Below are 25,602 nucleotides of genomic sequence, written 5' to 3'. Positions count from 1 at the left end.
ATGATTATCTAAGTTTCTGCAAAAAAGATGGCTAGCAACTCAAATTCATAATAACTGACTATATATGTATAGCCAATAGACAACAATTATTACTAGAAATAATAATGTAAACTCTAAAAAGCTCTTTTTCTTACTCCTTTTTCCGCCTTTCCTTCTATTACTTATAGAGCTACTCTTAATTGACTGATTGGTCGTAGTTTGCTTATTGGAAACATATTGTTGATTCATTACGAGTAATAGGTCTTTTCTCATATTAGATGCACTACTATATTTCCCTTCTATTGCATTTTCTAAAACAGTTGAATACTTCCTTAATAATACATTTGATTTTATAGCATTCTTAAGTTCATCTCCTCCATTCCTACTTCTAGAAAATCTATTTGGATAGGCTATATTTATAATGATCATCGCTACTGCAAATAAATCATAAGATGGTTCAGCTTTTCTAGAACCCTTTCCCCAATAACCACGGTCAAAAAACTCAGTAAATTCTTTTATTGATCTCCCTATTAATGTCGTTCCCCCCACATCTAGTAACCGTATTTTCGGAGGAGGAGCTGTCACTAATAGGTTATCTGGCTTTAGATCACCAAAGACCCACCCTTCACGATGAAGTATGTCAAGTTCAGCTAATAATTGTAAACATAATATGCCAATCCATTCATTACCACGCCTCTTTATAAATTGTAATAATGCCTCTCCTTTTATATATTCCATTACATAAAAAGCCGTAGGAGAGTCAAAGCCACGACGCTCCCAATCGTCAACATCTAGCAAAGAAGGTCCCAAGTATGACCTCCGGACCCTCAAAAAATGTTTAAGTACATTAACTTCTGACGATATTGACATGCTACTATCACTAATCTTAACAGCGACTAGACCGGTAGGACTTTCTGATAAATAAACTGATCCCGTAGCACCTTTACCAAGTAAACTTTTAATCTTATATTTATTTTTATGCCACTTACCGACAATTACCGTCCCAACTGGTACACTACATGCCTGTTTCTTCGAAATATTGTTCATCTCGAGAAATCAAGCTCCTTAACGATCGTTTCTTTTTAAAATAAGTCAATGCCTCTCTAATGGCAGGCCCTGTAGGGGTCATCCCTCCTGATGTTAACTTAGGAAATATTTTAGTTAATGAATCTAGATGTGGATTCCAATCCAGGACTTTCTCGACATCTTTCTTTTTGCCTGGAAATGATAACACTGAAAACCGATTCGAGCCAATACGCGCATTTAAACTAATCGACAAATCCAACAACGCTTCTTTCACAGTTGGTAATTTATGCTTCATACTAGCGCTCGTATCTACAAGAATAAGAACTTCTAACTCAGCAGTTTCCCCTAGCTCATCAACCACTTCCATCACTTCTCCACGTTTTTCAGGTGATAAGTCCTCCATTGAAGTTCCTGAACCAAGTATGTGCTGTAATTCTTTATTTACCACTCCTTGTAATGTTTGTGTCATTGCTTTTCTAGTTACCATTTGTACAGTTTGTGACAATTGCTTAGTATAGACAACCTCGCTAACTCCTCCTCCTGCCATTGAAATACCTTCTATTTCCGCTAATCCACGATTTTCTATTTTATCCTCTTCCATCACGCCAATAACGTTAACTGTCACTCCCTGCTCTTTAGCAAGTGTTGCCATAGCCACAGGATCTTCTCCATGATTTGAGCACCCATCAGTTATGAGTAATATTTGTTTTAATGTACCTTTATCCACCTTTTATTCCCTCCTCAAATGGTTATTACCATCTTCGACTGAATAAAAAGTTTTTATACTTCGTACTCTTTACTGCGCTTTTTTTTCATACATATGAGCAGGTATTGCAGCCCATTTAGGAGTGTTATGATCAACCTTTGCTACTACGATTGTCATATCATCGTCAATGTTTCCTGAACGAGTACGGATCACTTCCTCCATAATTAAATCTGCGACATGTTGAGGATCTTTCGTTTGTAAATCTTTTATTTTTCGCTTCATCCAAATATCGTAATTTTCTACATGCTTGGGACCTTCAAAAATTCCGTCACTCATCATAATTAATAGATCCCCTGCTTTCAATTGCTCACTAACAACATCTACCTCAAAGTCTTGAATAATTCCCATAGGTAAGTTACTAGCACAAATACTAATAACTTTCTCTCCTCTCTTAATAAAGCTAGGTGATGACCCGATTTTCAAAAATTTAGCACTCGCGTCTTGCAAATCAATCATGACTAGGTCGAGGGTTGAGAATATCTCATCAGTTGTTCTTAAAGAAAGAACAGAGTTTACCGATTTAATCGCTACCTTTTCTTCTATGCCCGATTTTAGAATTTTTTGTAACAACTCCAGAGTCTCATTACTTTCATGGTGTGCTCTCTGGCCATTTCCCATTCCATCACTAATCGCAATTGCATATTTCCCTGCCCCTAATTCAATCGTTGAGTAACTATCACCGGATATTAATCCTCCACCTTTTGCTGCATGAGCAACACCTGTATCAACTTTGTATGTCTTTGCTGATCCAAATGTCGCTTGGCAATAGCCATTAGGATATGCTGCACATTCCTCCTTTGTAACAATGATCGTCTCCTGTAAAATATCAGAAAGCATAGGTGCAATTAACTTCTCGCTCTCCCCTCGGCCATTGCAAAATGGAATGCTCATTTCTATGTCAATATTTCCTTGTTCTAAACAATAAATTTCGACATGCCCTATCTCAACCCCGAAACCTTGCACAGCATCTAATATTTGCTCCTCCTGTACATGATGGTTATCTCTTTCCCGTTTAATCTCGTTAGCAAAGTCCCCCATCACCTGGGATACGCCTAACAACTGTTCAGCAACCAGCTTCCTACTCTCTCGAATTTGTTCTTTCAACTTCTGATTGGCGTAATGTAATGTCAACTCATCCTTAATTACATTTATAACCTTATCTGGTTTTATACAATGCTTATTCCACTCACGCTGTAGATGATAATTCTCTTCCAATGTGGATTGCTCATATTCATGCATAATATTCTTCATATAATCATATGTTTTATTAAGATTGTTCGTCCAACATTGATCTTTTTTATAGCATAATTGGCATGTCCTCATTGTGACATTACTTAAAACATAATCAATTTCAACGTCCTCATCCATATGATTAGCAGATTGATTGTAATTTTCGAAACTACTAGATAAAGCTTGAAAAACTGATGAAAATTGGGATACACGACTTGCCGTGACATCTCTTACTTTTTGTAAATACTGTTGTTGCTCAGACATATTTTCAATTGTTCCTGGTATATATTTTGCGATTTGCGAAATGAATGATTGAGGAGTTAATAGAAATATAAAAATGGCTAATAACGATTCAATAACACTTAATTGAAGCTGATTAGCGTCATTATACATTCCTAATAAAAGAGTACCAATGAGAAGTCCAACTGATACGCCTATTTTCCGGCCATCTTTTAGTAAACCTCCAAGTAATCCAGAAAATGCAAGCAAACTCATCTGAAATAGACTTCCGATATTTGCAAGGCTTAATATTAACCCGGTAACCACACCTACTGTCGTTCCAATCGTGGCACCTGCAGCACAAGCAAGTAGGAGAACAAAATACCTTGAAGCAATATATTCAATTGACAAGTCATAAATGGACCAACCAATCAAACCTGTCATAATAGAAGCCAATAATATAATTAAGGAAATAATTTCTTCTGTTTTTAAAGTTTGTTTTCGTTTCCGAAATGCAACTAACGTAACACTTTGTAGGAATATTAGCGTTAGTATAAAACCTAGACCTGACTCAACACCAACCAACATCAAATTATACAGATCAATTTCGTTGTTTATAAAATACAAGATTGAGAGCTTGGACATACATAAGGATAAGAACACGAGGAATGGAACTACTTTTAGTGTATCTTTGCTAAACCTTCTCGTTATGCTATTTAAAAATAGAAATAATACTATTGATGCAAGAATGAATATGGAAGTTTGAAAGGATAAACTTATACCACCAACAAGCAACGCCAGCATGGCTAACCAGATTCTATTTTTTTGAATGACATAAACGGCAGCAAAAAAAGGTAATGCGAATGGTGTAACTTCTGCTAATATTAATGCTCGTCCAAGTAAAAAGCCAATAAAAACAATAAGAACCCCTCTGTTAATTATTATTTTTAATAGTTTTTGCTTGTTCTTTTGAATCCAGCTGTCTAACGATAGCTTTGTACTTTTAAAATTCACGTTCGTAATAGGTTCAATGACATTCCGTTCAGTCTTTTCCATATTTATTCACTCCCCAACTTTTTATAGTTGATTGTTATTATACTTCTAAGCCATAATATTTTTTGTCAAAACAACATGGAGATATAAAAAAGTGTTCGACTCAATTCTTAATAACATACAATAAGCATACATAATCTGAAGAATTTAATCCTATTTTTCACAAACCAACAATAATAATATCGAATATTCAGATAATTTATTCCGTCATTATCTCTCGAACGGTAAATTAGATATGTTTTTTTATTGAATACAATACAACTAGAGCTGATCGCACCCCGGCTCTTTAAAGTAGCCAATCACCTCAACTTTATACGACAAAGTTGACTCAAATAACCTAATAAAAAAAGCCAGTTCATTAAGAACTGACTTTTACGATGACCCGTACGGGATTCGAACCCGTGTTACCGCCGTGAAAGGGCGGTGTCTTAACCACTTGACCAACGGGCCAAAAGAAATGATAAAATGACACTTTTTAAATAGCGGCGGAGGGGATCGAACCCCCGACCTCACGGGTATGAACCGTACGCTCTAGCCAGCTGAGCTACACCGCCATAATACGACAAAGAATATGATACTAAGGAATAACATTTTAGTCAATACCTTAATTACATTAAAAACTAATTTCATATCATTTATTAAAAATTTACAAATGACTTCAGCTAGAAATTAAAGAGTCAAATACAATAACAATAGAATTTACGAAGAGAGCTAATAAAAAAGCACCCGTGGGTGCTTGATATACATGTTACCTGCCAGACTATCTATAAGAGGCTGCTCAAAAAGTAAGAAGAAATGACTGTTTAAACTTGAATAAGATACTACTTGCGATTGTTATTAGGTTTTCCACCATTTTGCGGGACACATACGTATCGTATGTTTCTGCGTTAACAAGTCGAAACATAGTATCTTTAATAGTTCTCAGTGAAATAGTTCTTCTATATCCTTTTTGAACACGCACTATAAAATGATCAGCAGCAAGTTATCCTCTTCGTGCTCCTCGTCCACCTCGTTTTGACTCTGTGTTCCGTTTTAAAGATGATAAACGATCTTCACTTTCTTTTAGGAAACGAGCCATCTTCTGCTCAAAATTCTCTTTAGGACGGAAATCCCTTGGAGGGCGATTACTGCCTTTACGAGGAGGTCGCGGTGACTCCTTTGCTTTTTTAATTGATAAGCCAATTTTACCATCTTTCTCAACATTTATTACCTTTACTTCAACTTCGTCGCCAACCTTTAGATGTTCATTAATATCTTTCACATAATTGTCAGCAACTTCGCTTATGTGTACTAAACCTGTTGAGCCTTCTGGCAGCTCCACGAACGCACCAAAATTTGTAATACCTGTTACTTTCCCTTGTAACTTGCTGCCTACTTCAATCGACATAAAAAAAGTGTTCCTCCTTAAAAAATAAAAAAATCATTTTTTTTATTATACATAATTTGAAAATTGAGTGTCAACAAGACTAATCAACTTCACTCAGATGTATTAAATAAAACTTCACCTTCTTGAGATAGAAAAAAATCTCTTCGAGCAATTTTTCCTATATACTCATCATCGTTAAGCTTAACAATTTCACCTTCCAAATACAATTGCTCTTTTTCTAAATCAGCTAACTCATATTCAAGTTTTTGTTTCTCAACTTCCTTTTCTGCAATTATTTTCGATTGAGAGATGAGTGTAGAACTAATAAAAAAGGCGGTAACTACAGCTAGACATGCCAAAGCAGCTAACCGTCTCATTAAACCACGACGCTTATTAGTTAATACCTGTTGATTTTTCTCATGCTGACTAGAGTATGTCGTTTGCAGCTCTATAACTTTCTTCTGCTTTCGTAACGCACTCATCTCTAAAACTTCCTCCTTAAAAAACTTAGGATTGATTTCCACCATTTTATTATGATATGTTGTACATTCTTTATTTTTTTAAAATATCCTGCAAGTTTTTTTAAAAAAACTACACAAAAGTTTCTCCAAGAGCTAGGGAGTAGTTGAAACACAAGCTTAACTAGCTTGTTCACTGGTATAAACAATAGTTGTGCAAAATTAATAAGTACTTTTACCAGAAAACGGATAGTCGTATAGCATATGTTTAAAATCCCTATAACCAGTATAGCAATAAAATGATACAATAATTGAATTGGTTTTATGATAATATAGTGAACGAGCTTTTTTACAATTTGATATGTCGAAATTACTAATTTTATTATAAATTCCAGCAAGCTTAAAAATAACGATTGAAAAAGACTACGATAGGCAGCATAACCACATAAAATAGCTATAAAGATATAAAACCTAAGTTCTCCTTCATTAACGAGTAACAAAACATAAAATATAATAAAGCCTTGCATACACCAAAACATAATATCATTTATAAAAACTAACCACGTTGCTCGGTATGACCGCTGTAAAAAGCGTCCATAAGTATCGAGAGCTGCTCCTAAAAAGCTCCCAATACCAATCATAGACATCATTGTATAAAATTGAGTCGTTAAACTCATTTGAACAACTTGCTAAAAAAACCTTTAGCCTTCTCCCCATATTGTTCATCTAAATATACAATATCGAATATTTTCCCTTTAATTGAGACAATTCCTTTATCAACATCTAGGTTTTTCATTTGTAGGTTTTGGCCACGAACAGCTAAAAATCCCATCACAGTTTCTAACAAAAATTCTTCATTATCAAAGCTTTCAACCTGTTTGACACCTGTTATGTCAAGAATTCTGCGTCCTCTCATTACTAAGTCGTGCTCTTTAATCGTTCCTTTTTGATTTGAGCTACCTTCATAATATTGATCCATGATCATCCCTCGCTTTTATGCTGAAGACATGCTTCATAGCAAACATTTATATCAATGTATGTTCGGGACAATCATTTTAGAACAAGCCTATAAAACTTAGCAACCAGTTGCTCAACGTATGTTCATTAAGTTAGGCAACGGTAAATTTTTAAGGTTTACGCCTCTTTTTTCTCTTCTTTAACAATCGTGTATAAGTCATTAGCTTCTTCTTTACGACTTGTCTCAACAAGTTTTTCTACCTTGACCGTTACAACTTTCTGACCAAATTGAATCGTTAGTTCATCCCCAACTTTAAGAGTTGAACTTGCTTTTGCTTGAATACCATTTATCGAAATTCTTCCTTTGTCTGCAACCTCTTTTGCTAGTGTTCTCCTTTTAATTAAACGAGAAACTTTAAGAAATTTATCTAGTCTCATATTTTTCACTTCTTTCGTCTATCTTATATTTCGCATCTGTCTTTTTAGTTCGATAGCTTATAACATAAATCACGTTATCAAAACTACATGAAGAGTAAGCGTATTCGCCCTAGTATTCTCATTATAATCCTTTTTTCTTTGCAGATGTCCAAATTTCATCTAATTGTTCTAAAGATAAGGATTCAAACTCTTTCCCTTCATCCCTCACAGTGTTTTCAATAAAACGGAACCGCTTAAAAAATTTATTATTTGCATTTGTTATCGCTTCTTCTGGATCAATTTTATAATAACGAGATATATTTACAATAGCAAAAAGAATATCACCAAACTCGGTTAGCATATTCTTTTGGTTGTGATTGGATGCTTCAACTTGAAACTCCTCTATTTCTTCCCTCACTTTATCCCACATCGGACTGACATCAGCCCAATCAAACCCCACCTGAGCTGCTTTTTTTTGGTATTTATAAGCTCTTAATAAGCCCGGTAAGCTCTTTGGGACCTCCTCAAGTAATGATGAAGAGTGTTTCATTCCCTTTTTTTCATCTTGCTTAATTTGTTCCCAATTAGAGACTACTTCATCACTATCAACTACTCTTTCCCCTGCAAAAACATGTGGATGACGTCGAATCATTTTTTCTGTTATACTTCTAACCACATCATCAATGTTAAATAATCCGTCATCATCTCCAATTTGAGCATGTAACATAACTTGTAGAAGTACATCTCCGAGCTCTTCAATTGTATTCCAAACATCATCATTGTCAATCGCATCTACAAGCTCATATGCTTCTTCAAGAATATATTTCTTTAATGATTGATGCGTTTGCTTTTTATCCCATGGACAACCATCTGGCCCACGAAGAATTGCGATAACAGAACGTAATGAAGAAAATGTATGATAAAGCAATTTCTCATCATTTACAGGAGGTACATATAAACTTGTTAAATTACTTATGGTAGACTGACGATCCAATTCATATAATGGTACTTTTCTTACTTCTTCAGCCTCGCTACCAATAGCTGTAAGGATCATTACTTCATAATCATCAGGCAAATCCTCCATAAGTGTTAGCTTCACCTCAGATGCAATAAATTGATCATACATTTGGCATATAATAATATGTTGATTATATTGAATTTGTTGCCTTTGTAGTGACGTTGCATCTAGAAACTGAAACCCTTCAATCGGATCAATTTGCAATGATGTGAATGTTGAATCAAGAAAACTTTGCCCTCCAGCAATATTAATTTCAATACCATACTTACTACACTTGTCCACTAATAGTTGAACTGTTCTCTCAGCCACAAATGGATGACCAGGTACAGCATATAATATCTCTTTATGCTGCGCTTCTGAAATTAAAACATTTACTATCTCTTCGTATACTTCTTCAAATTGATCGTATTTTTCATATACCTTATCAAAAGAATTAAAATGTAGTCCTTCTTTCATAAGATCCTGTACGACTGGGTGCTCATTTGTTCTTATATAAATGTGATCAGCCTTTTGTAACAATCGATAAACTCCTAGAGGTAATTGCTCTAAATCGCCAGCTCCTAAACCCATTACAGTTATTTTCTTCATTATTAATCACCTAATTTCTTATTTGCTCTATTAAAATAGGCTAGCTTATTTCCATATGGAATGATTGACAGCTCACTTTGGGTAAAAACTTGTCTTTTAATAATGACGAAGAGAAATAATATAATACCGATCATTACAGCAGTAATTGCTTGCAAAACAGAAAAAAGTCGATTATTAATAAATACCAACAATAGGTTTGTAAATTGAATATATACATATAAACCTATTCCCATTACTATAGCTGCTTCTATTATGGTGACAACATCCTTGATTCTGCATATAGACCCTCGTAATTTCTTATATAATAAATAATACTGAAATAATACAGTTATCAATAGTGAAATGATAGTTGCAAATGCAGCACCCTTTGTTCCTAAAATAGGAACAAGTAGAACATTTAACAACCCTTTTAAAATTAACGCTACGACAACACTAATTGCGGGAATCATGTAATTGTTCATACCTTGAAAAATAGATGAAGTTGTTAAGATAAGTGAACTAAAGAGTATAGTAAAACCTTGTATCCTTAACACATCTGTCCCTTGATTATTTTGAAAGAGCATAATATTTGTCGGTTCAATAATAAAAGCTAACCCCACAGATGCACCTACACCAGCAACAATGCTAATTCTGATAGATAAATTAACCTTCTCTTTAATAGATTGTATATTTTGACGGATATATGCACTAGAAATGATTGGAATTAAAGATAGTGAGATTGATGTTGATACAATAGTTCCTAATTGAATAAGTGGCCATCCACGATCATAGACTCCTTTTGCACCTTTAGCTATATTGTCACCCATACCACTTGAGATTAATAATGAGTATAGCGTAAACGAATCCACTAATTGAACGAGGATAAGGATCATCCCACTAATACAAATAAGTCCCCCTTGTATAAATAAGACCCTAATTATTTCGGCATTTTCCTTTTTATTAAATATTAACGGGCGTTCTGTATGTAATAGATTATTTTGCTTATAATATATTAATAAAATTACAATTGCTGTTAATCCACCTGTGATCGATCCGAAAAGTGCTCCGGCACCGGTAGCATACATGCCATATCCATGTGAAACCAGGAGTATAGAAAATATTAAAATAGTTATTACTCTAATAAATTGTTCAACCATTTGTGAAACAGCGGTTGGAACCATATTCTTCTGTCCTTGAAAATATCCTCTTAATACCGAGATAAATGGCATTAATAAAAATGAAAAAGCTATAACTTTAATCAAAATGGTTAATTCCGGGTCACCCATGATACTTGCTATCCTATTTGCAAAAAAATATAACATACTACAAAAAACGATTCCTGCAACAAGTAAGGATAAAAAGGAGACCACAACAACTTTTTTAACTCTTTTATAATCTTGCTGTTCAAATGAAATAATCAGTAGCTTAGAAATAATAACTGGATACCCATAGGTTGATAACGTTAAAAATACTCCGTAAAATGGGTATATTTGCTGATATATATAAAACCCGATATCTCCAACAATATTTTGGAAAGGTATCCGATATCCTGCACTAAGTAGCTTAGTTACGATCCCTGCAATAGATAATATAACTGTTCCTTGCAAAAAAATTTTTTTTTGCAAATCGGAATGGATGTTCACCAACTCACCCCTTCAAAAAAATTGAAGAAAGTCATGCTTTACTTCCGCTGTTGCTATATATGAAGAGCAACGAGAGCATATCACAGAAGGTACTTTAACTTAAACGAGAAGCGATCTCGGGAGGATAGGGGCTTTAAAGCGTAAAAATTCATCAACTAAATAGCCTCTTTTCTTCTTTATTGTTATATTACAAAACAATAACAATAAAGAAGAAAAGATTTATCAATAAATAAGAAAAGGCCGCATGTTTGCCGCCTTTTGTTTGTTTTATTGTTCCATTTGCCTTGCTAAAAAACCTGCTGCTGTATCAACAGCTTTTTGCTCAACTTCCCCAATCACTGTATCTTTTGAAAAAATTATAACTGCTCCAATTGGATCTCCATTTGCAATGATTGGACCTATAGCATAAGATGACAATTGCTCTTCTTGATCACTTATAAAGGCTATTTCTTTTTCTTCAGTATTAAGTACAGTATTACGATCTTCCATAGATTTCTCAATCATTCTGCTAATACTTTTATTAATATAGTCCTTTTTGGAGCCTCCCGCTACTGCTATAAACACATCTCGATCACATATTAATACATTATGTCCTAAACTGTCAAATAAAGCCTCTGCATACTCTTTAGCGAAATTACCTAATTCGCTGATAGGAGAATATTTTTTTAAAATCACTTCTCCATCTCGGTCAACAAAAATTTCTAGCGGGTCACCTTCTCTAATTCGTAATGTCCTCCGTATTTCTTTAGGGATTACCACTCGGCCTAAATCATCAATTCGACGAACAATTCCAGTTGCTTTCATCTAAAGATGCCTCACTTTCATCTGATGATTAAATGATGGTGATTAAAGTGTTGTTCATGTATAAATCACCATTGTTGACATTAGTATCCTCTTCAAACAAAGAACTATACATAAAGAAAGCATAAATTTTAAAAATAAAAACAAACATACAGTATCGCCAATTATTAATACAGCTAAACATTTTTATACAGTTTTTAATTGTTCTTCCTTAACGTCAGCTAGTTTTTTTAGGAAATCGTACATTGATGCTAACCATTGCTGAGCAGGAATACCTTTTGTGTGGAAAACAACTTTTAGTTGTTTTCCTTCCATCCCTAACCCAATCAATCGCCCATATTGTTGTGTAAGCTGAACAAACCTTTGAACCTCAACATTACCACTTTGCTCTTCACTAAATAATATTGTTACTTCATGTTTCACTTGTTTAATTGATAGTATTTTTTGTTGTATTGCGTAAACTTTAATTTCAGCAATTTGAAATAAATAAGATACTTCATCTGGGTATTCCCCAAAACGGTCTGTCATGTCCTCTTGAAGATCTTCTAAATCATCTAGTGTAGTAATCGCTCTAAAACGTTTATACATGTCTATTTTTTGTCGACCATCAGAAACGTATTGGTCAGGGATATATGCATCAACTTCTACGTCTATTTCTATATCTGGATCTGTAGCAATTGGTTCATTTCCTTTTCGTGCGTCAATTGCTTCTTTCAGCATTTGGGAATATAAATCAAATCCAACAGTGTCAATAAATCCATGTTGTTGTGACCCTAACAAGTTCCCTGCTCCTCTTATTGACAAGTCACGCATGGCAATTTTAAAACCAGAGCCTAACTCTGTAAATTCTTTTATTGCTTGCAATCTTTTTTCAGCAACTTCTGATAAGACTTTATCTTTACGATGTGTAAAATATGAATAAGCTACACGATTCGAACGACCGACCCTTCCTCTAAGCTGATACAATTGTGATAAGCCCATTTTATCTGCGTCAAATACAATTAATGTATTAACATTTGGAATATCAACACCTGTCTCAATGATAGTTGTACTAACAAGGACATCGATTTCACCTTCCAAGAAATTAAGTATGACAGATTCCAGCTCGTTTTCAGTCATTTTTCCATGTGCATACGCAACTCGTGCATCTGGAACGAGCATTGAGATTTCCTCGGCTTTGCGTTCAATATCTTCAACACGGTTATAAAGAAAGTATATTTGGCCACCTCTAGATAGTTCTCTTTCAATGGCCTCTCTAATGAGTGCACCATTATACTCAACTACATAAGTTTGCACTGGGAATCTATTCTCAGGTGGTGTTTCAATTACAGACAAATCCCTGACGCCTAACATGGACATATGTAACGTTCTAGGAATAGGTGTTGCTGTTAAAGTTAATACATCAATATTAGCTTTCATTTGCTTAATCTTCTCTTTATGTGTTACACCGAACCGTTGCTCTTCATCAATAATTAACATCCCTAAATCACGAAATGAAATATCCTTAGACAACACTCGATGAGTGCCTACAACTAAATCAATTGTTCCATCTTTTAAGCCTTTAATTGTCTCAAGTTGTTGCTTACGAGATCTAAATCGGCTAAGTAAACCTATATTAATTGGATAATCTTGAAACCGTTCTTGAATAGTTTCATAATGCTGCTGGGCTAAAATCGTTGTCGGCACAAGGATAGCAACCTGCTTTTCATCAACAATTGCTTTAAATGCTGCTCTGATTGCTACTTCTGTCTTACCGTACCCTACATCACCACATAATAACCGATCCATAGGGCGCTCTTTTTCCATGTCTTTCTTAATTTCACCAATTGAACGTAGTTGATCTACGGTTTCTTCATATGGGAAAGCCGACTCAAACTCTCGCTGCATATCACCATCAGGGCTATAATTATACCCTTTACTCGCTTCTCGCTCTGCATATAACTTAATTAAGTCATCAGCTATATCTTGTACTGAGGACTCAACCTTTTTCTTAACCCGTTTCCACTCTGTTCCACCAAGCTTATACACTTTTGGATCTTTACCTTCTGATCCAACGTACTTTTGTACTTGATTTATTTGTTCTACAGGAACGTATAGCTTGTCACTACCTTGATACTCAATATGGAGATAATCTTTGTGTATACCATTGATTTCTAGCGTCTCAATTCCAATATACTTACCGATACCATGGTTAATGTGAACAACATGATCGCCAACCTTTAACTCTGAGTAGCTCTTAATTCTTTCTGCATTGGATAGCTTCTGTCTCGGTTTTGTTTTTTTCGTCCTATTTTTAAACAATTCTTCTTCAGTAATAACTACTAGCTTTTGTAAAGGCAAATCAAAACCAGTGTTTAAATCACCTAGAACGATTTGATTTGTACCTGCTATTATTTTGTCATTGCTATCAGTTGTAGCAAAATTCAAATCATAATCTTCAAGTACATGTTGTATCTTCTTCTGCCTTTCTTCATTCGGAGCCAAGATTACAACAGTATAATTTCCTTTTTTCCATCTTTCTAATTCAGTTTTCAACACATGCATTTGTCCAAAGAAACTTTGCATTTGCTTACAAGTAATATTTACAATATTTTGTGGACTTGTTTGCTGAACATGCCGTAAAAACAAAGAAAAATAAATAATCGGCTTGTCTATCTTTTGTATAAGAGTAGAAAAATGATGAGACAGCTGTAAATCATGAATAATTTTACCTTCGGAAAGTAGGCTCGTGTACCATTCAGCTTCTTCTTTATCTAAAGTTGTAGTAATATCTTGGATACGGCTCATTTCATCAAATAAAATAAGACCGTTATTAGGTACATAGTCTAGTAGACTTGCAGGCTTTTCATAGAAAAGAGATAAGTACTTAAATACTTGACTCGGAAGTTGGTCATTTTTTAATTGTTCTATTTCAGCAGTAATGTTTTCCACTAATAATTTTTTAACATCACTGTCTTTTGTTTTTTTCAAACTTTCTCCAAGTTTACCTTCTATTGAGTTAATTACGTGATCGATTTTATCTTTACTTATTAGAATTTCAGTTGACGGACCAATGGTTACTTTTTCTACCTTTTGCAATGACCGTTGATCATCAATTGCAAATGTCCGTATTGACTCTATTTCTGTATCAAAAAGTTCTATTCTAATTGGAAACTCTTCAGTTAATGGGTATATATCAATTATACCACCCCTAACACTGAACTCTCCGGGTGCTGTAACCATTGATGCTCTAGAGTAACCCATTAAGACAATTTTATTTAAATATTGATCTATGTCTATGTCATTTCCTACTGAGAAATTTAATTGATAGCTATCCCAAACTTTTTTTGGGGGAAGTAACCTTTTTATAGCAGCAACAGGTGCTATAACTATACCTTTTTTTGATGAACACCAATAATCCAAAACCTCTAGACGCTGTCCTTTTAATTCTGGACTTGCAGTTCCTATCTCAGACGCAATTGTTTCATTAACTGGGTATAGAAATACATGATCACTACCTAACAACCCTAGTAAATCATCATAAATCTTCTGCGCTTGAAAGAGGTTATGTGTCACTATTAGTAACGGGCGATTTGTATCTTTATAGATTGAAGCAAAAAATAAAGATCTAGCTGATCCTGATAATCCAGCGACTAGCTGCTCTTTAAGCCCCTCATCAATGCCGTTTACAATTGAAGCCAAATCATCATTATATAAGAAATATTCTTGTATACCTAACATTCAACCCCCTCCTCTCGAATGACTTAGCAGGGTTTAATAATATTCTAGTTATATAAAATGCGTTACACTTTTTACGAATTTTTTTAAATCTTTGTTGCTATTGCTAAAGTTAGTGCGACTTTCATTTGTTAATGAGAAGAAAAAACGCATCGAACTTTATATCTTAGTACGAAAAACTACATTCAATGCGAAAACAGCCAAAATAAATAAAAAAACTTCTTTGTTGCATACGTTTCTATTAGAAGCTAGATCGAATTGTATGCGTTGTTACCGTAAAAAAAGAAATGATATTAAGAACTATATATATATTTGTATATATGTTTATTTGCTATCAAGGAAAACAACATAATGATCAACATTAAACAGGAAAATACTTTGGTATTAGACCAAAGCTTCTCACTGAATAAATGTTTCATATAGATGGAAATCTGGATTTCGATTTAATGCTTCTTGACAATCCTCACAAATTGTTAGCACTTTGATATCACCGTTATCTTCGTAGGACAACATCTCTTGACGTTCCTGGTCAGAAAGTAATTGAAATCCTAAACTTTCAGTATATAGTGATACTCTTTCAATACTACCAACTTTTATACCACAATGTCTGCAATAATAATGGAGTGACATTTGTTATCCTCCCAATTGGTTTTAGTGATAGTATTTACTCAATACTAGGAAGTTATTCAATTTCATTGATTAATTATACTTATTCATTACTTGTAAAAAAGGTGATGAAATCCAATCTTCACATACATCTGTTGAAACCTTTATAGCATCATTTATCTTTTCAATTTCATCATCAATAAATTTTGTGAGAACATAATTTGGAATTGCCATGCCATTCGTTGGTCTCCCAATTCCTATTCGTACTCTTTTAAACTCTTGAGTGCCAAGATGATTAATTGTGGATTTAATCCCATTATGTCCACCAGCACTGCCTTTTGTTCTTAAACGAATTTTTCCTGTTGGCAAATCAAGGTCATCGTAGATAATCAATAAATCTTCAGTAGGTATGTCAAAATAGTCCATTAAAGGCCAAATGCATTCTCCTGATAAATTCATATATGTAAGCGGTTTACATAATATTACTTTTTCACCGTTAAACATACCTGTTCCAAATAATCCTGAAAACTTAGATTTATCTAAATCGATATTAAATCGTGTAGATAACTGATCAATAACCATGAATCCTACATTATGTTTTGTAAGAGCATATTCTCTACCAGGGTTTCCTAAACCTACAATTAATTTCATCAAGATTCCCCCATATGTATAATAAAAAACGCAAACACCTGACTCATCTAGATTTGCCTTCAGATGAAATTTAAAAGTTGCCTTGGATGGATAGGTGCTGTAGTAGCTAGACATTATATAACTCGCTAGCTGCGCATACACATCCAACAAGCACTAGAACCCCATGCCTACGAAAAGCACAACGATGCTTTTGAAGGATGGGGTTAAGCAACTTCGACAAAACGTAGATAAAGTTTTGTTAATCTCTAGTAAGTTCAACTCAATTTTGGCTAATCACCTTATGCGTAAGCATACCTACTCGTCATCTGTCTCTCTACCTTCAACATTATCAGGTTGCCCAGTTTCTTGTTCTTCACCACTATTAATTTCATCTTCTTGTTTCGGAGGTAAAACTGATGCAACTACTGCACTCATATCATGATTAATGTCAAATTTATCTACTGTTTGAATGTCACCAATAGATATCGTTTGACCAACTTCCAGGTTAGACACATCTATATCAATGGAAGTTGGGATATTAGCAGGTAACGCTCTTACAGATACTTGGTGTAACGGTTGTTGGAGTACTCCGCCATCCTTGACACCAATTGCATCACCTATGAGTTGAATGTTTACATCAACCTCTACTTCTGACTTCATATTAACAACTTGAAAATCCGCATGCAATATGTCACTTTTTAATGGGTCTTTTTGAATATCATGCAACATCACTGAATGTTGATCATTATTAAGTGAGAGCGTAATAATACCATTGCGCCCAGCTTCTTTTATCGTTTTCAGAAAGTCTGCCCCATGAATAAAGATCGCCTTACTTTCATAATTCTCACCATAAATAACTGCAGGAATTTTACCTTCCTCCCGCAATTTCCTAATTGATGAATGCTTAAAATCTTGCCTCTCATTTGCTTGCAATAATGACATTCTATTCACCTACCCGTTTGGTTTATATACTCGTTCTATGAGTAACTTTCCCCAAAACCGGGTAGAGATAAACCTAATAATAATAATTAATCAAATAAAGCACTAATTGATTCTTGCTCATGCACACGGACAATAGCTTCTGCTATTAGAGGAGCAACAGAAAGTTCTACAATTTTTTCGATTCTCTTATCATCATGTAATTCAATAGAATTTGTAACGACTAACTCTTTTATATTTGAATTCTGTATTCTTTCGATAGCTGGACCCGATAAAACCGGATGTGTACAGCATGCATACACCGCTGAAGCACCATTTTCGACTAGTGCATTTGCAGCCAATGTAATCGTTCCTGCTGTGTCAATAATGTCATCAATTAAAATGGCAGTTTTACCTTGAACATTACCAACAATATTCATCACTTCAGCTACATTTGGTTTAGGTCGACGTTTATCAATTATTGCGATAGGTGCTTTCAAACGATCAGCCATTTTCCTTGCTCTGGTCACACCACCATGATCAGGAGAAACAATCACTATATCCTCAAGACCTTTACTGTTGAAATAATCTGCTAAAATCGGTACACCCATTAAATGATCAATAGGAATATCGAAAAAGCCTTGTATTTGTGGAGCGTGTAAATCGAGTGTTATAACACGTGTTGCTCCAGCAGTTTCTATGAGGTTAGCAACTAGTTTGGCAGTAATCGGCTCACGAGAACGAGCTTTCCTATCTTGACGTGCATATCCATAATACGGCATAACAATGTTAATGGTTTTTGCAGACGCTCGTTTTAAAGCATCAATCATAATTAATAATTCCATTAAATTCTGATTCACTGGTGAGCTTGTTGATTGAATAATATATACGTCACAGCCTCTGATGCTTTCTTCGATATTAATCTGTATTTCACCATCACTAAAGCGAGCAACTGCAATTTTTCCTAATTCGACTCCTATAACTTTAGCAATTTCTTCAGCTACACCTTGATTTGAGCTAAGTGTAAATACTTTTAATTTTGGATCGATTGATTGCATTCTCCTACTAACCTCCGATAATCATTATCTTAGTTATTGTAACAAATCCAGACGTTGTTAAAACATATCAGAACAAATTATTTCTTTTCTCGCAAACGGTTAACATATTGTTCTTTATTTACTTGTTGTGCACGAGCAATAGATAGTGCACTTCCAGGAACATCTTTTGTAATTGTAGAGCCTGCAGCCACATATGCTCTTTCTCCAACTGTAACTGGCGCCACTAAATTAGAATTACATCCGATAAAAGCACCATCTTCTATTTTAGTTAAATATTTATTTTGACCATCATAGTTCACTGTTATTGAACCGCAACCAATATTGACACCTTTACCTACCTCAGCATCTCCAATATAACTTAAATGCGAAGCTTTGCTGCCATCTCCAATGATAGACTTCTTCACTTCTACAAAGTTACCAATTTTCACTTCATCTTTTATTAAAGAATCAGGTCGAATATGTGCAAAAGGACCAATATTGACTTCATTACCAATCTCACTTTGGTGTGCCACTGAATGACGAATTACTGAACGGTTTCCTATTTGACAATTTTTCAACTCTGTATGAGGACCTATTGTACAATCAGTTCCAATAACTGTATCTCCCTCTATGATAGCTCCAGGGTGTATAATTGTATCCTGACCAATTTGAACATTTGGTGATATATATGTTGAATGTGGATCAATTATTGTCACTCCATTTAACATATGGTAATTATTTATTCGCTCTTTCATTATTTGTTCAGCTTCTGCAAGTTGAATTCGGTTATTTACTCCTAATGTTTCTGAAAAAGACTGTGTTTGGTAAACAGACACTGTCTCACCTTCATTTTTTAAGATTCCTACTACATCTGGTAAATAATACTCACCTTGTGAATTATTATTTGATACTTTCTTTAATGCATGAAATAACGCTTTGTTATCAAAACAATAAATTCCTGTGTTAATTTCTTTAATACTAAGCTCTTGATGGTTGGCATCCTTATGCTCAACAATCTTTTCGACTTTACCAATGTCGTCTCTAACAATTCTTCCATAGCCTGTCGGATCATTTGCAATAGCTGTTAGAATAGTAACTTTTGCTTTTGTATGTTCATGGTGCTCCAACAAAGATTTCATAGTAGCTTCAGTAATAAGTGGGGTATCACCATATAGAACAATAGTTATACCGTCTTGCTGTTCTAATTGCGGAGCTGCTTGTAATACAGCATGCCCTGTACCTAGCTGCTCCTTTTGTAACACAAAATCGCTACTATTACCAAGCTGCTCTTTCACTTGTTCAGCACCGTGTCCTACTACAGTTATCAACTGCGATACACCTATTTTTGTAACTTCTTCGACAACATGTTGAACCATCGGCTTGCCACAAACAGGGTGTAAAACTTTATATAATTTTGACTTCATTCTTGTACCTTGCCCAGCGGCCAATATTACCGCAAATCGGTTTTTCATCTACAGGCCTCCATTGTAACCTATTTATCCACTATGAATATTATCTCAAATAGCCTTCAATTTCAAGGAAACATCCGTAAGTACATTATATTGTCAGAATGAATATTATAGTATGAACATATGATCATTTATTAAATAAAAGAAAAGATTTATTTGAGGGAAAAGTTCAACCTAAGTCTCTTTCGTGAACTTGTTGCTCTTTTAACTAATATAAGCAGATTGTTATGCGGTTGTCAGCGTTTTTTGAAGAAAAGATACCACGCAATGTAGTTGTATATGTATTTACTGTTAGTATTAGATTAATATGAAAATAGCTTAGACAACAAAAATGCTTTGTAGAAAGCGTGTTTACATCATTTTAAATAAGTCTAGTCATACCATACACTTACGTTAAAAAGAGCCTTTCATCTGTGAAGGCTCTCTTGGTGTAAAAATATTAATGTTTCTTAAGAAGCACCCGCTTCTTCATATTCTTCTATCTCACCAAGTCGGTGATATTCTGCTAAAACTGCGTCTTGAATCTTCCCACGAGTTGTCGAGTTAATCGGGTGGGCTATGTCACGAAAATCCCCATCTGGAGTACGTTTACTTGGCATCGCAACAAACAAGCCGTTATTCCCATCAATTACTCGAATATCATGTACAACGAACTCATGATCTAAAGTAATTGATGCAATCGCTCTCATACGACCATCGGTATTCACGCGGCGTAATCTTACATCTGTTACTTCCATTCTGTTCACCACCTTTTCCCAATTTAAAAGACTTAGTATGTTATTCAACACAATTTTTGAGTTTTCCTGCAAATTATGTAAATTTTTTTGAAAATATTAGGTCGGTATAGTAAACATAGGAATTTTATACTTTTTATTTAATCAATGCGATTACTTCAATCTCTACTAGAACATCTTTCGGTAGTCTTGCAACTTCAACACATGATCTTGCAGGTTTATGGTTAGGAAAATATTCACTATAAACTTCATTTATCTCAGCAAAGTCATCCATATTTTTTATAAAAACTGTAGTTTTAATAACTGTATCGAATGAAGCGCCTGCCTCTTGTAATACAGCTTTCAAATTAGCAAAAACTTGGTGTGTCTGTTCATCAACATTCCCTTGTACAAGTTCACCGTTAGGTTTTAGCGGAATTTGTCCAGAACTAAAAAACAAATTATTTACAACCATCCCTTGAGAGTACGGACCAATGGCTTGAGGAGCCCGGTTTGTTTGGATTTTTTTCATAACGATTCCTCCATCCTCTAGTTACTGCAAGAAATTAAAATAATTACCTATATTAACTTCAATTTTCTTAGCTTTAACGTCTACCTCAGTGAGTTTTACTAACGAAATATATTCATCAACAAGTCTCTCTTCAAGGCCCTCTGATTCAACAAGTACACCAATCCCTGATACATTTGCTTTGAATTCTTCGAGCATGCTTATCATGCCGTTTATCGTTCCTCCAGCTTTCATAAAATCATCGATAATAAGTACGTTAGCTCCCTCATCTAAGCTTCTTTTCGAAAGAACCATCGTTTGTATTCTTTTTGAAGATCCAGAAACATAGTTAATACTTACTGTTGATCCTTCAGTCACTTTGCTATCACGTCGAACAATTACTACAGGGACATTTAAGTATGATGCAACTGCGTAAGCTAAAGGGATCCCTTTAGTAGCAACTGTCATAACCACATCTATGGGACGATCGCCATATACAGCTGCAAATAATCGACCAACCTGGTTTACAAGTTGAGGATGACCTAATATATCTGTCATATATAAATACCCTCCCGGTAACAACCGGTCCGGTTTCGCAATTAATTGACATAAGTCATTAATTGTTAACGTAGCTTCTTCAGAAGATACGCCAGGAATATATTTAACACCACCAGCTGCACCTGGCACTGTTAGCAAAGTCCCAATACCTTGCTGTTCAAAAGTTTGTTTAACAATCGCCAAATCTTCACTAATTGATGATTTCGCTGAATCATACCTTTCTGAAAAAATCGTTAAAGGTAGAAGTTGATTAGGGTGCTGCAATAAATAATTTGTCATATCGACTAATCGACCGCTTCTTCGTATTTTCATTCTCAATTCCTCCAAAATACGAATATTTTATGTAAATATATCATTAACATACGTATTTAATCAAGAGTGATTCTTTCACCAAGCATTCTTACCGCAAATACTTGATCACAAAATCCTCTTAACCCATTGTACACTCTCTGCATTCTAGAGTCGTGTTGAACTAAACCAAACACCGTTGGTCCACTTCCGCTCATCAATACTGCATCTGCACCAAAACGTTTCATCTGCTCTTTAATTTGTGCAACCTCAGGCTGCATCTGAAATGTAACATCTTCCAAAACATTACCTAAGAGTGAGCATATTAAAGGATAATCATGCGCTCGAATAGCATCTACCATTTCATCTACTCTTGGGTGTTCTACATTATTAAGATCTAGTCTTCTATATACTTCTGCAGTAGAAACACCTATTGATGGTTTTGCTAACACAACCCAACAATGCGGTGGTGGGTCAATGCGAATAATCTTTTCTCCGCGTCCCATCGCAAGTGCGGTTCCTCCGTAAACACAAAATGATACATCCGAACCTATTTCAGCACCTAATGACGCCAATTCATCAATTGTTAATCCAAGGTTCCACAATTTATTCAAGCCCCGTAATGTGGCTGCTGCATCACTACTACCTCCTGCTAGACCAGCCGCAACAGGGATCGTCTTTGTAATACCTATCGAAACTCCCTTTCGCACTCCAAACTTCTTTTTTAATAACTGTGCGGCTTGATATGCTAAATTTCTACTATCATCAGGAACGAAACGACTATGCGATACGATAGAAATGGTATCTTCCTCTAAATCAATTAACTCGATTCGATCGGCTAAATCTATCGTAGTCATAATCATTTTCACTTCATGATATCCATCAGGACGCTTATGTAATACATCTAAGGATAAATTAATTTTAGCTGGCGCCTTAACCAAAAGCCTCAAAATCTTCACCTACTTTTCGTTCTTCCATTGTTATATCGTCATTTTACCATAAATTAAACACATAATATTCATTGCAGAAATTGAATATTGACTTCCATCGATTGTAATGCAAGAAAACCGAAGCTACTAGGCTTCGGTTATCGCAGTTATTTATTAGTTTATTTATTACTTTTGTTTATCATTATTTACAAGGTTTGCTTCAGCAAGTTCAATTGCGCGCTTCACCATGTTACCTGCGTCTCTTGCACGAATCGCTCCCCAGCCTTCGTTACGAACGGTGTCATAAAAACCAAGTTCTTTTGCTAGTTCTTCCTTAAATCGATCCGACATTATTCCGCGGCGTCTACCCAACAAAAGCAACTCCTTTCAAAATAACTACGACACTCTTAGTATAAGGACAAAATTACTAATAATATGAAACCCTAAATATTCCTTTTAACATAGTTGTAGGCTAAAAACTGGAGCTTAAGAAATGCATTATATATTTTCTTAAGACATCAACACTCACCATATGTAAAATGTTATATATTGTATCTATATAAAATACCGACTCTCTTCGTCGGCTTTTTGCTAAAGTAGAAAATTAGCTAAGGCTTTTTACGCTATTAGCTTGCTATCATTAAAAACGAAGACATATAACTAAGAACGCTTATTGTTTCAAGTTCATTTCTTTATACAAAAACAACTTTAAACGTAAAAAACAGCCAATTTAAAGGCTCTTTTTTAAACTTAGTTGCTATTTCTCCTCAACTAGAAGATAAAGATTTTGTCGTTTTACGTAACAGTCATCGTTTCATAGAAGAAAAGATACCACCACGAAATCGAGTTGTAAACGTGTATTATTTTTTAAATTACGAAATACAAAAATCTATGCGAAAACAGTCAAAATTAAAAGCAGCAAACTAAGGTTTACTGCCCGTTAACAGCTATATTCCCTGATGCGTCTTCAGAAAATGTTAATTGAACTGTTTCAGTTAGGACATCTGCATAACTATATGAAACACGTTCAAACGCATTTTCAGCTTGATCTAACTCCACTACAAAAACGGATGGATATGTTTCTGCCAGAACACCCGAACGTTCAATCGTTTTTCTACGACCACCGTTTGCTTTCAAGGTAAGCCGTTTGCCTAGATTCCCATCTAATGCCTTTTTTATATCTGACAATGTTTTTCCCATAATCGCTCCACCTCACGATATCAATTATAGCAAATTAACAAAAAATAGTCAAATAAAAATTTCATTATATCAACGATCTATTTTGTTTGTCAATGAAAATAATACAACAAAATTCCACTTTCCTCTACAAATATTTTTACCAATTATTAATTAGTTATGTAAATTGTTTTTTTATGTTAGAAATTTGTTTAAAAAAGTTATATAATTAATTATTTTTATATGGGCTATTTTTCTTATAGATGGTTATTTTCACATAAAGAATATAAACCTACATACATCTATCATTGGGGGCATCTTTTCATCTGTATAACAATGACTTACAATATAAAACCACTTTTTGGGTACTAAATATGATAACAATAACAACAAAGTTAATAAAAACAGACTTTATAAAAAACTGAGTCGTCACAAATGACAACCCAGTTAGCATTTTCTATTCTTCTTGTTGTAGTTTATATGGCATCCCAGTTCTCAACACGCCCTTTGTTTCAATCCCTCCTAATCCTTTTTCTCCTGTAAGTGTATTACGAAGTACTTCCCAAACATTTATTCTATCAACAAATGGAGTAAAACTTATTTTTGATACAATATACACAGGATCTAAAGCATGAATATTAATTCTTGAAGGTGAGCTAGCAAAATTAGCCCCCGCTCTTATTAGTGATTCAAAATGAGATTGACACGCACCAGCAAAGATGACTAACTGGTCCAAATGAGGTATTTTATTTCGTGCTTGGCGAACTGTTTGGACAAAATACTTTGAATGTCGATATGCTTTCAAATCAGATTTATCACCTTTGGCCTTTGTATATGCATCATGACCTGTTACAACAAGAATATCCGGCCTGAATTTCTCAATATAGCCAGTTACTTTTTGAGGCATCTCTTTCTCATTACAATGTATTCCAAAAACCGGAACACCAATCTTCTCATACAAAGCCAAACATTTCTTTAAATATAACGGGTCACCATCTAAATGCAACACTTTACCCGGCAATTGAAAAAAATCAAATGTGTTAGCATAACCTTCTGTTGCATAATATTCACTCTTTTGCCTAATGAGTTGGTACTCTTGACGGAACAGCTTATAAGATTGCTCAATCTTCTCTTCATCGACCTTTTTTCTTTTCTTTTGTTCCCTCTCATTGATCACAACAATATCTTCATAAGGAGCATCTGCTACAAGTCTGACATCTTCCCCATACAAAATCACAATTTTATTTCCAAGCTTATCATTGTTAATGTTGATCACACGAAATAACAAATCACAATTATACGACTTGCGAGCAACAATATCGCCAATACATGCATCCATACTCTTCACTCCAGCAACAATTTGAGGCGACTCTTTAAATCCAAATGTTTTCCTTTACTTAGGCTATGCAACATCTATGTCTGTTGTGAAAAGAAATCCCTAAGTGTCCTAATCCCCCAAAAAATAAAGACCCTTAATACGTGAGGACATCATGTACTAAGGGAGGCTTGAAAAGCTAATTGTAATGTTATATATCATATGTATTTAACAAAGG

At 34.6% G+C, this 25,602-nt stretch carries 24 protein-coding genes and 2 tRNA genes; all 26 read right to left on the bottom strand.

Annotated elements, in window-relative coordinates; genetic code table 11:
• Positions 1-45: 45 nt before the first annotated feature.
• Complete coding sequence (locus ACSVDA_RS18330) at positions 46-1,026, bottom strand: protein kinase domain-containing protein (RefSeq protein ID WP_485884976.1); 981 nt, start codon at positions 1,024-1,026, stop codon at positions 46-48.
• On the bottom strand, positions 995-1,732 hold the full coding sequence (locus tag ACSVDA_RS18325; RefSeq protein ID WP_485884974.1) for a vWA domain-containing protein: 738 nt from the start codon (positions 1,730-1,732) through the stop codon (positions 995-997). Before ACSVDA_RS18325 ends, ACSVDA_RS18330 begins: the two co-directional genes overlap by 32 nt.
• Positions 1,733-1,801: 69 nt before the next feature.
• On the bottom strand, positions 1,802-4,276 hold the full coding sequence (gene spoIIE, locus ACSVDA_RS18320; RefSeq protein WP_485884972.1) for a stage II sporulation protein E: 2,475 nt from the start codon (positions 4,274-4,276) through the stop codon (positions 1,802-1,804).
• A 375-nt stretch (positions 4,277-4,651) separates the two neighbouring features.
• Positions 4,652-4,723: transfer RNA gene (locus ACSVDA_RS18315), tRNA-Glu, on the bottom strand.
• Between the two features lie 30 nt (positions 4,724-4,753).
• Positions 4,754-4,827 (bottom strand) — tRNA-Met (locus ACSVDA_RS18310).
• A 428-nt stretch (positions 4,828-5,255) separates the two neighbouring features.
• A complete protein-coding gene (locus ACSVDA_RS18305) occupies positions 5,256-5,660 on the bottom strand; it encodes a S1 domain-containing RNA-binding protein (protein ID WP_214484072.1) in 405 nt (134 codons plus the stop codon).
• Between the two features lie 89 nt (positions 5,661-5,749).
• Complete coding sequence (locus ACSVDA_RS18300) at positions 5,750-6,121, bottom strand: FtsB family cell division protein (RefSeq protein ID WP_485884970.1); 372 nt, start codon at positions 6,119-6,121, stop codon at positions 5,750-5,752.
• Positions 6,122-6,123: 2 nt separating this feature from the next.
• On the bottom strand, positions 6,124-6,774 hold the full coding sequence (yabQ, locus tag ACSVDA_RS18295) for a spore cortex biosynthesis protein YabQ (RefSeq protein ID WP_485884968.1): 651 nt from the start codon (positions 6,772-6,774) through the stop codon (positions 6,124-6,126).
• Positions 6,771-7,076, bottom strand: a complete 306-nt coding sequence (gene yabP, locus ACSVDA_RS18290) for a sporulation protein YabP (protein ID WP_214484075.1) — start codon at positions 7,074-7,076, stop codon at positions 6,771-6,773. Before yabP ends, yabQ begins: the two co-directional genes overlap by 4 nt.
• A 155-nt stretch (positions 7,077-7,231) precedes the next feature.
• Positions 7,232-7,492, bottom strand: coding sequence for an RNA-binding S4 domain-containing protein (locus ACSVDA_RS18285; protein ID WP_485884966.1), 261 nt, complete (start codon positions 7,490-7,492; stop codon positions 7,232-7,234).
• A gap of 121 nt (positions 7,493-7,613) precedes the next feature.
• Positions 7,614-9,080: a bifunctional methyltransferase/pyrophosphohydrolase YabN gene (gene yabN, locus ACSVDA_RS18280; RefSeq protein WP_485885003.1), complete on the bottom strand. Its 1,467-nt coding sequence runs from the start codon at positions 9,078-9,080 to the stop codon at positions 7,614-7,616.
• On the bottom strand, positions 9,080-10,681 hold the full coding sequence (locus ACSVDA_RS18275) for a putative polysaccharide biosynthesis protein (protein ID WP_485884964.1): 1,602 nt from the start codon (positions 10,679-10,681) through the stop codon (positions 9,080-9,082). The genes yabN and ACSVDA_RS18275 overlap by 1 nt, the downstream gene beginning before the upstream one ends.
• A 285-nt stretch (positions 10,682-10,966) precedes the next feature.
• Entirely contained in the window at positions 10,967-11,503 is a 537-nt protein-coding gene (gene spoVT / locus ACSVDA_RS18270) for a stage V sporulation protein T (protein WP_485884962.1), read from the bottom strand.
• A gap of 183 nt (positions 11,504-11,686) precedes the next feature.
• Positions 11,687-15,220, bottom strand: a complete 3,534-nt coding sequence (mfd, locus tag ACSVDA_RS18265; protein WP_485884960.1) for a transcription-repair coupling factor — start codon at positions 15,218-15,220, stop codon at positions 11,687-11,689.
• A gap of 396 nt (positions 15,221-15,616) precedes the next feature.
• Positions 15,617-15,847 carry an anti-sigma-F factor Fin gene (gene fin, locus ACSVDA_RS18260; protein ID WP_214484080.1) on the bottom strand — a complete coding sequence of 77 codons (231 nt, stop codon included), beginning with the start codon at positions 15,845-15,847 and terminating at the stop codon, positions 15,617-15,619.
• Between the two features lie 69 nt (positions 15,848-15,916).
• On the bottom strand, positions 15,917-16,474 hold the full coding sequence (gene pth, locus ACSVDA_RS18255) for an aminoacyl-tRNA hydrolase (protein WP_485884958.1): 558 nt from the start codon (positions 16,472-16,474) through the stop codon (positions 15,917-15,919).
• 294 nt (positions 16,475-16,768) lie between these two features.
• Positions 16,769-17,395, bottom strand: a complete 627-nt coding sequence (locus tag ACSVDA_RS18250; RefSeq protein WP_485884956.1) for a 50S ribosomal protein L25/general stress protein Ctc — start codon at positions 17,393-17,395, stop codon at positions 16,769-16,771.
• A gap of 86 nt (positions 17,396-17,481) precedes the next feature.
• Positions 17,482-18,429, bottom strand: a complete 948-nt coding sequence (locus tag ACSVDA_RS18245) for a ribose-phosphate diphosphokinase (protein WP_485884954.1) — start codon at positions 18,427-18,429, stop codon at positions 17,482-17,484.
• 77 nt (positions 18,430-18,506) lie between these two features.
• A complete protein-coding gene (gene glmU, locus ACSVDA_RS18240) occupies positions 18,507-19,880 on the bottom strand; it encodes a bifunctional UDP-N-acetylglucosamine diphosphorylase/glucosamine-1-phosphate N-acetyltransferase GlmU (protein WP_485884952.1) in 1,374 nt (457 codons plus the stop codon).
• A gap of 446 nt (positions 19,881-20,326) precedes the next feature.
• Positions 20,327-20,614 (bottom strand): septation regulator SpoVG, encoded by a 288-nt coding sequence (spoVG, locus tag ACSVDA_RS18235; RefSeq protein WP_214484085.1) that lies wholly within the window; start codon positions 20,612-20,614, stop codon positions 20,327-20,329.
• A gap of 133 nt (positions 20,615-20,747) precedes the next feature.
• Positions 20,748-21,122 (bottom strand): RidA family protein, encoded by a 375-nt coding sequence (locus tag ACSVDA_RS18230; protein ID WP_485884949.1) that lies wholly within the window; start codon positions 21,120-21,122, stop codon positions 20,748-20,750.
• 21 nt (positions 21,123-21,143) lie between these two features.
• A complete protein-coding gene (purR, locus tag ACSVDA_RS18225; RefSeq protein WP_320211132.1) occupies positions 21,144-21,968 on the bottom strand; it encodes a pur operon repressor in 825 nt (274 codons plus the stop codon).
• 56 nt (positions 21,969-22,024) lie between these two features.
• Positions 22,025-22,894: a 4-(cytidine 5'-diphospho)-2-C-methyl-D-erythritol kinase gene (ispE, locus tag ACSVDA_RS18220; protein WP_485885001.1), complete on the bottom strand. Its 870-nt coding sequence runs from the start codon at positions 22,892-22,894 to the stop codon at positions 22,025-22,027.
• A gap of 165 nt (positions 22,895-23,059) precedes the next feature.
• Complete coding sequence (locus ACSVDA_RS18215; protein WP_214484089.1) at positions 23,060-23,245, bottom strand: small, acid-soluble spore protein, alpha/beta type; 186 nt, start codon at positions 23,243-23,245, stop codon at positions 23,060-23,062.
• A 558-nt stretch (positions 23,246-23,803) separates the two neighbouring features.
• Positions 23,804-24,073, bottom strand: coding sequence for a biofilm formation stimulator Veg (gene veg, locus ACSVDA_RS18210; protein WP_214484090.1), 270 nt, complete (start codon positions 24,071-24,073; stop codon positions 23,804-23,806).
• Positions 24,074-24,506: 433 nt separating this feature from the next.
• Entirely contained in the window at positions 24,507-25,388 is an 882-nt protein-coding gene (gene yabG / locus ACSVDA_RS18205; RefSeq protein WP_485884946.1) for a sporulation peptidase YabG, read from the bottom strand.
• Positions 25,389-25,602 lie beyond the last annotated feature (214 nt).

This window comes from Cytobacillus sp. Hm23, from assembly GCF_051842895.1.
GTDB lineage: Bacteria > Bacillota > Bacilli > Bacillales > SM2101 > Nanhaiella.
Note: the sequence above shows the minus strand (reverse complement) of the source record. Positions and strands in the feature narration are given on the sequence as shown.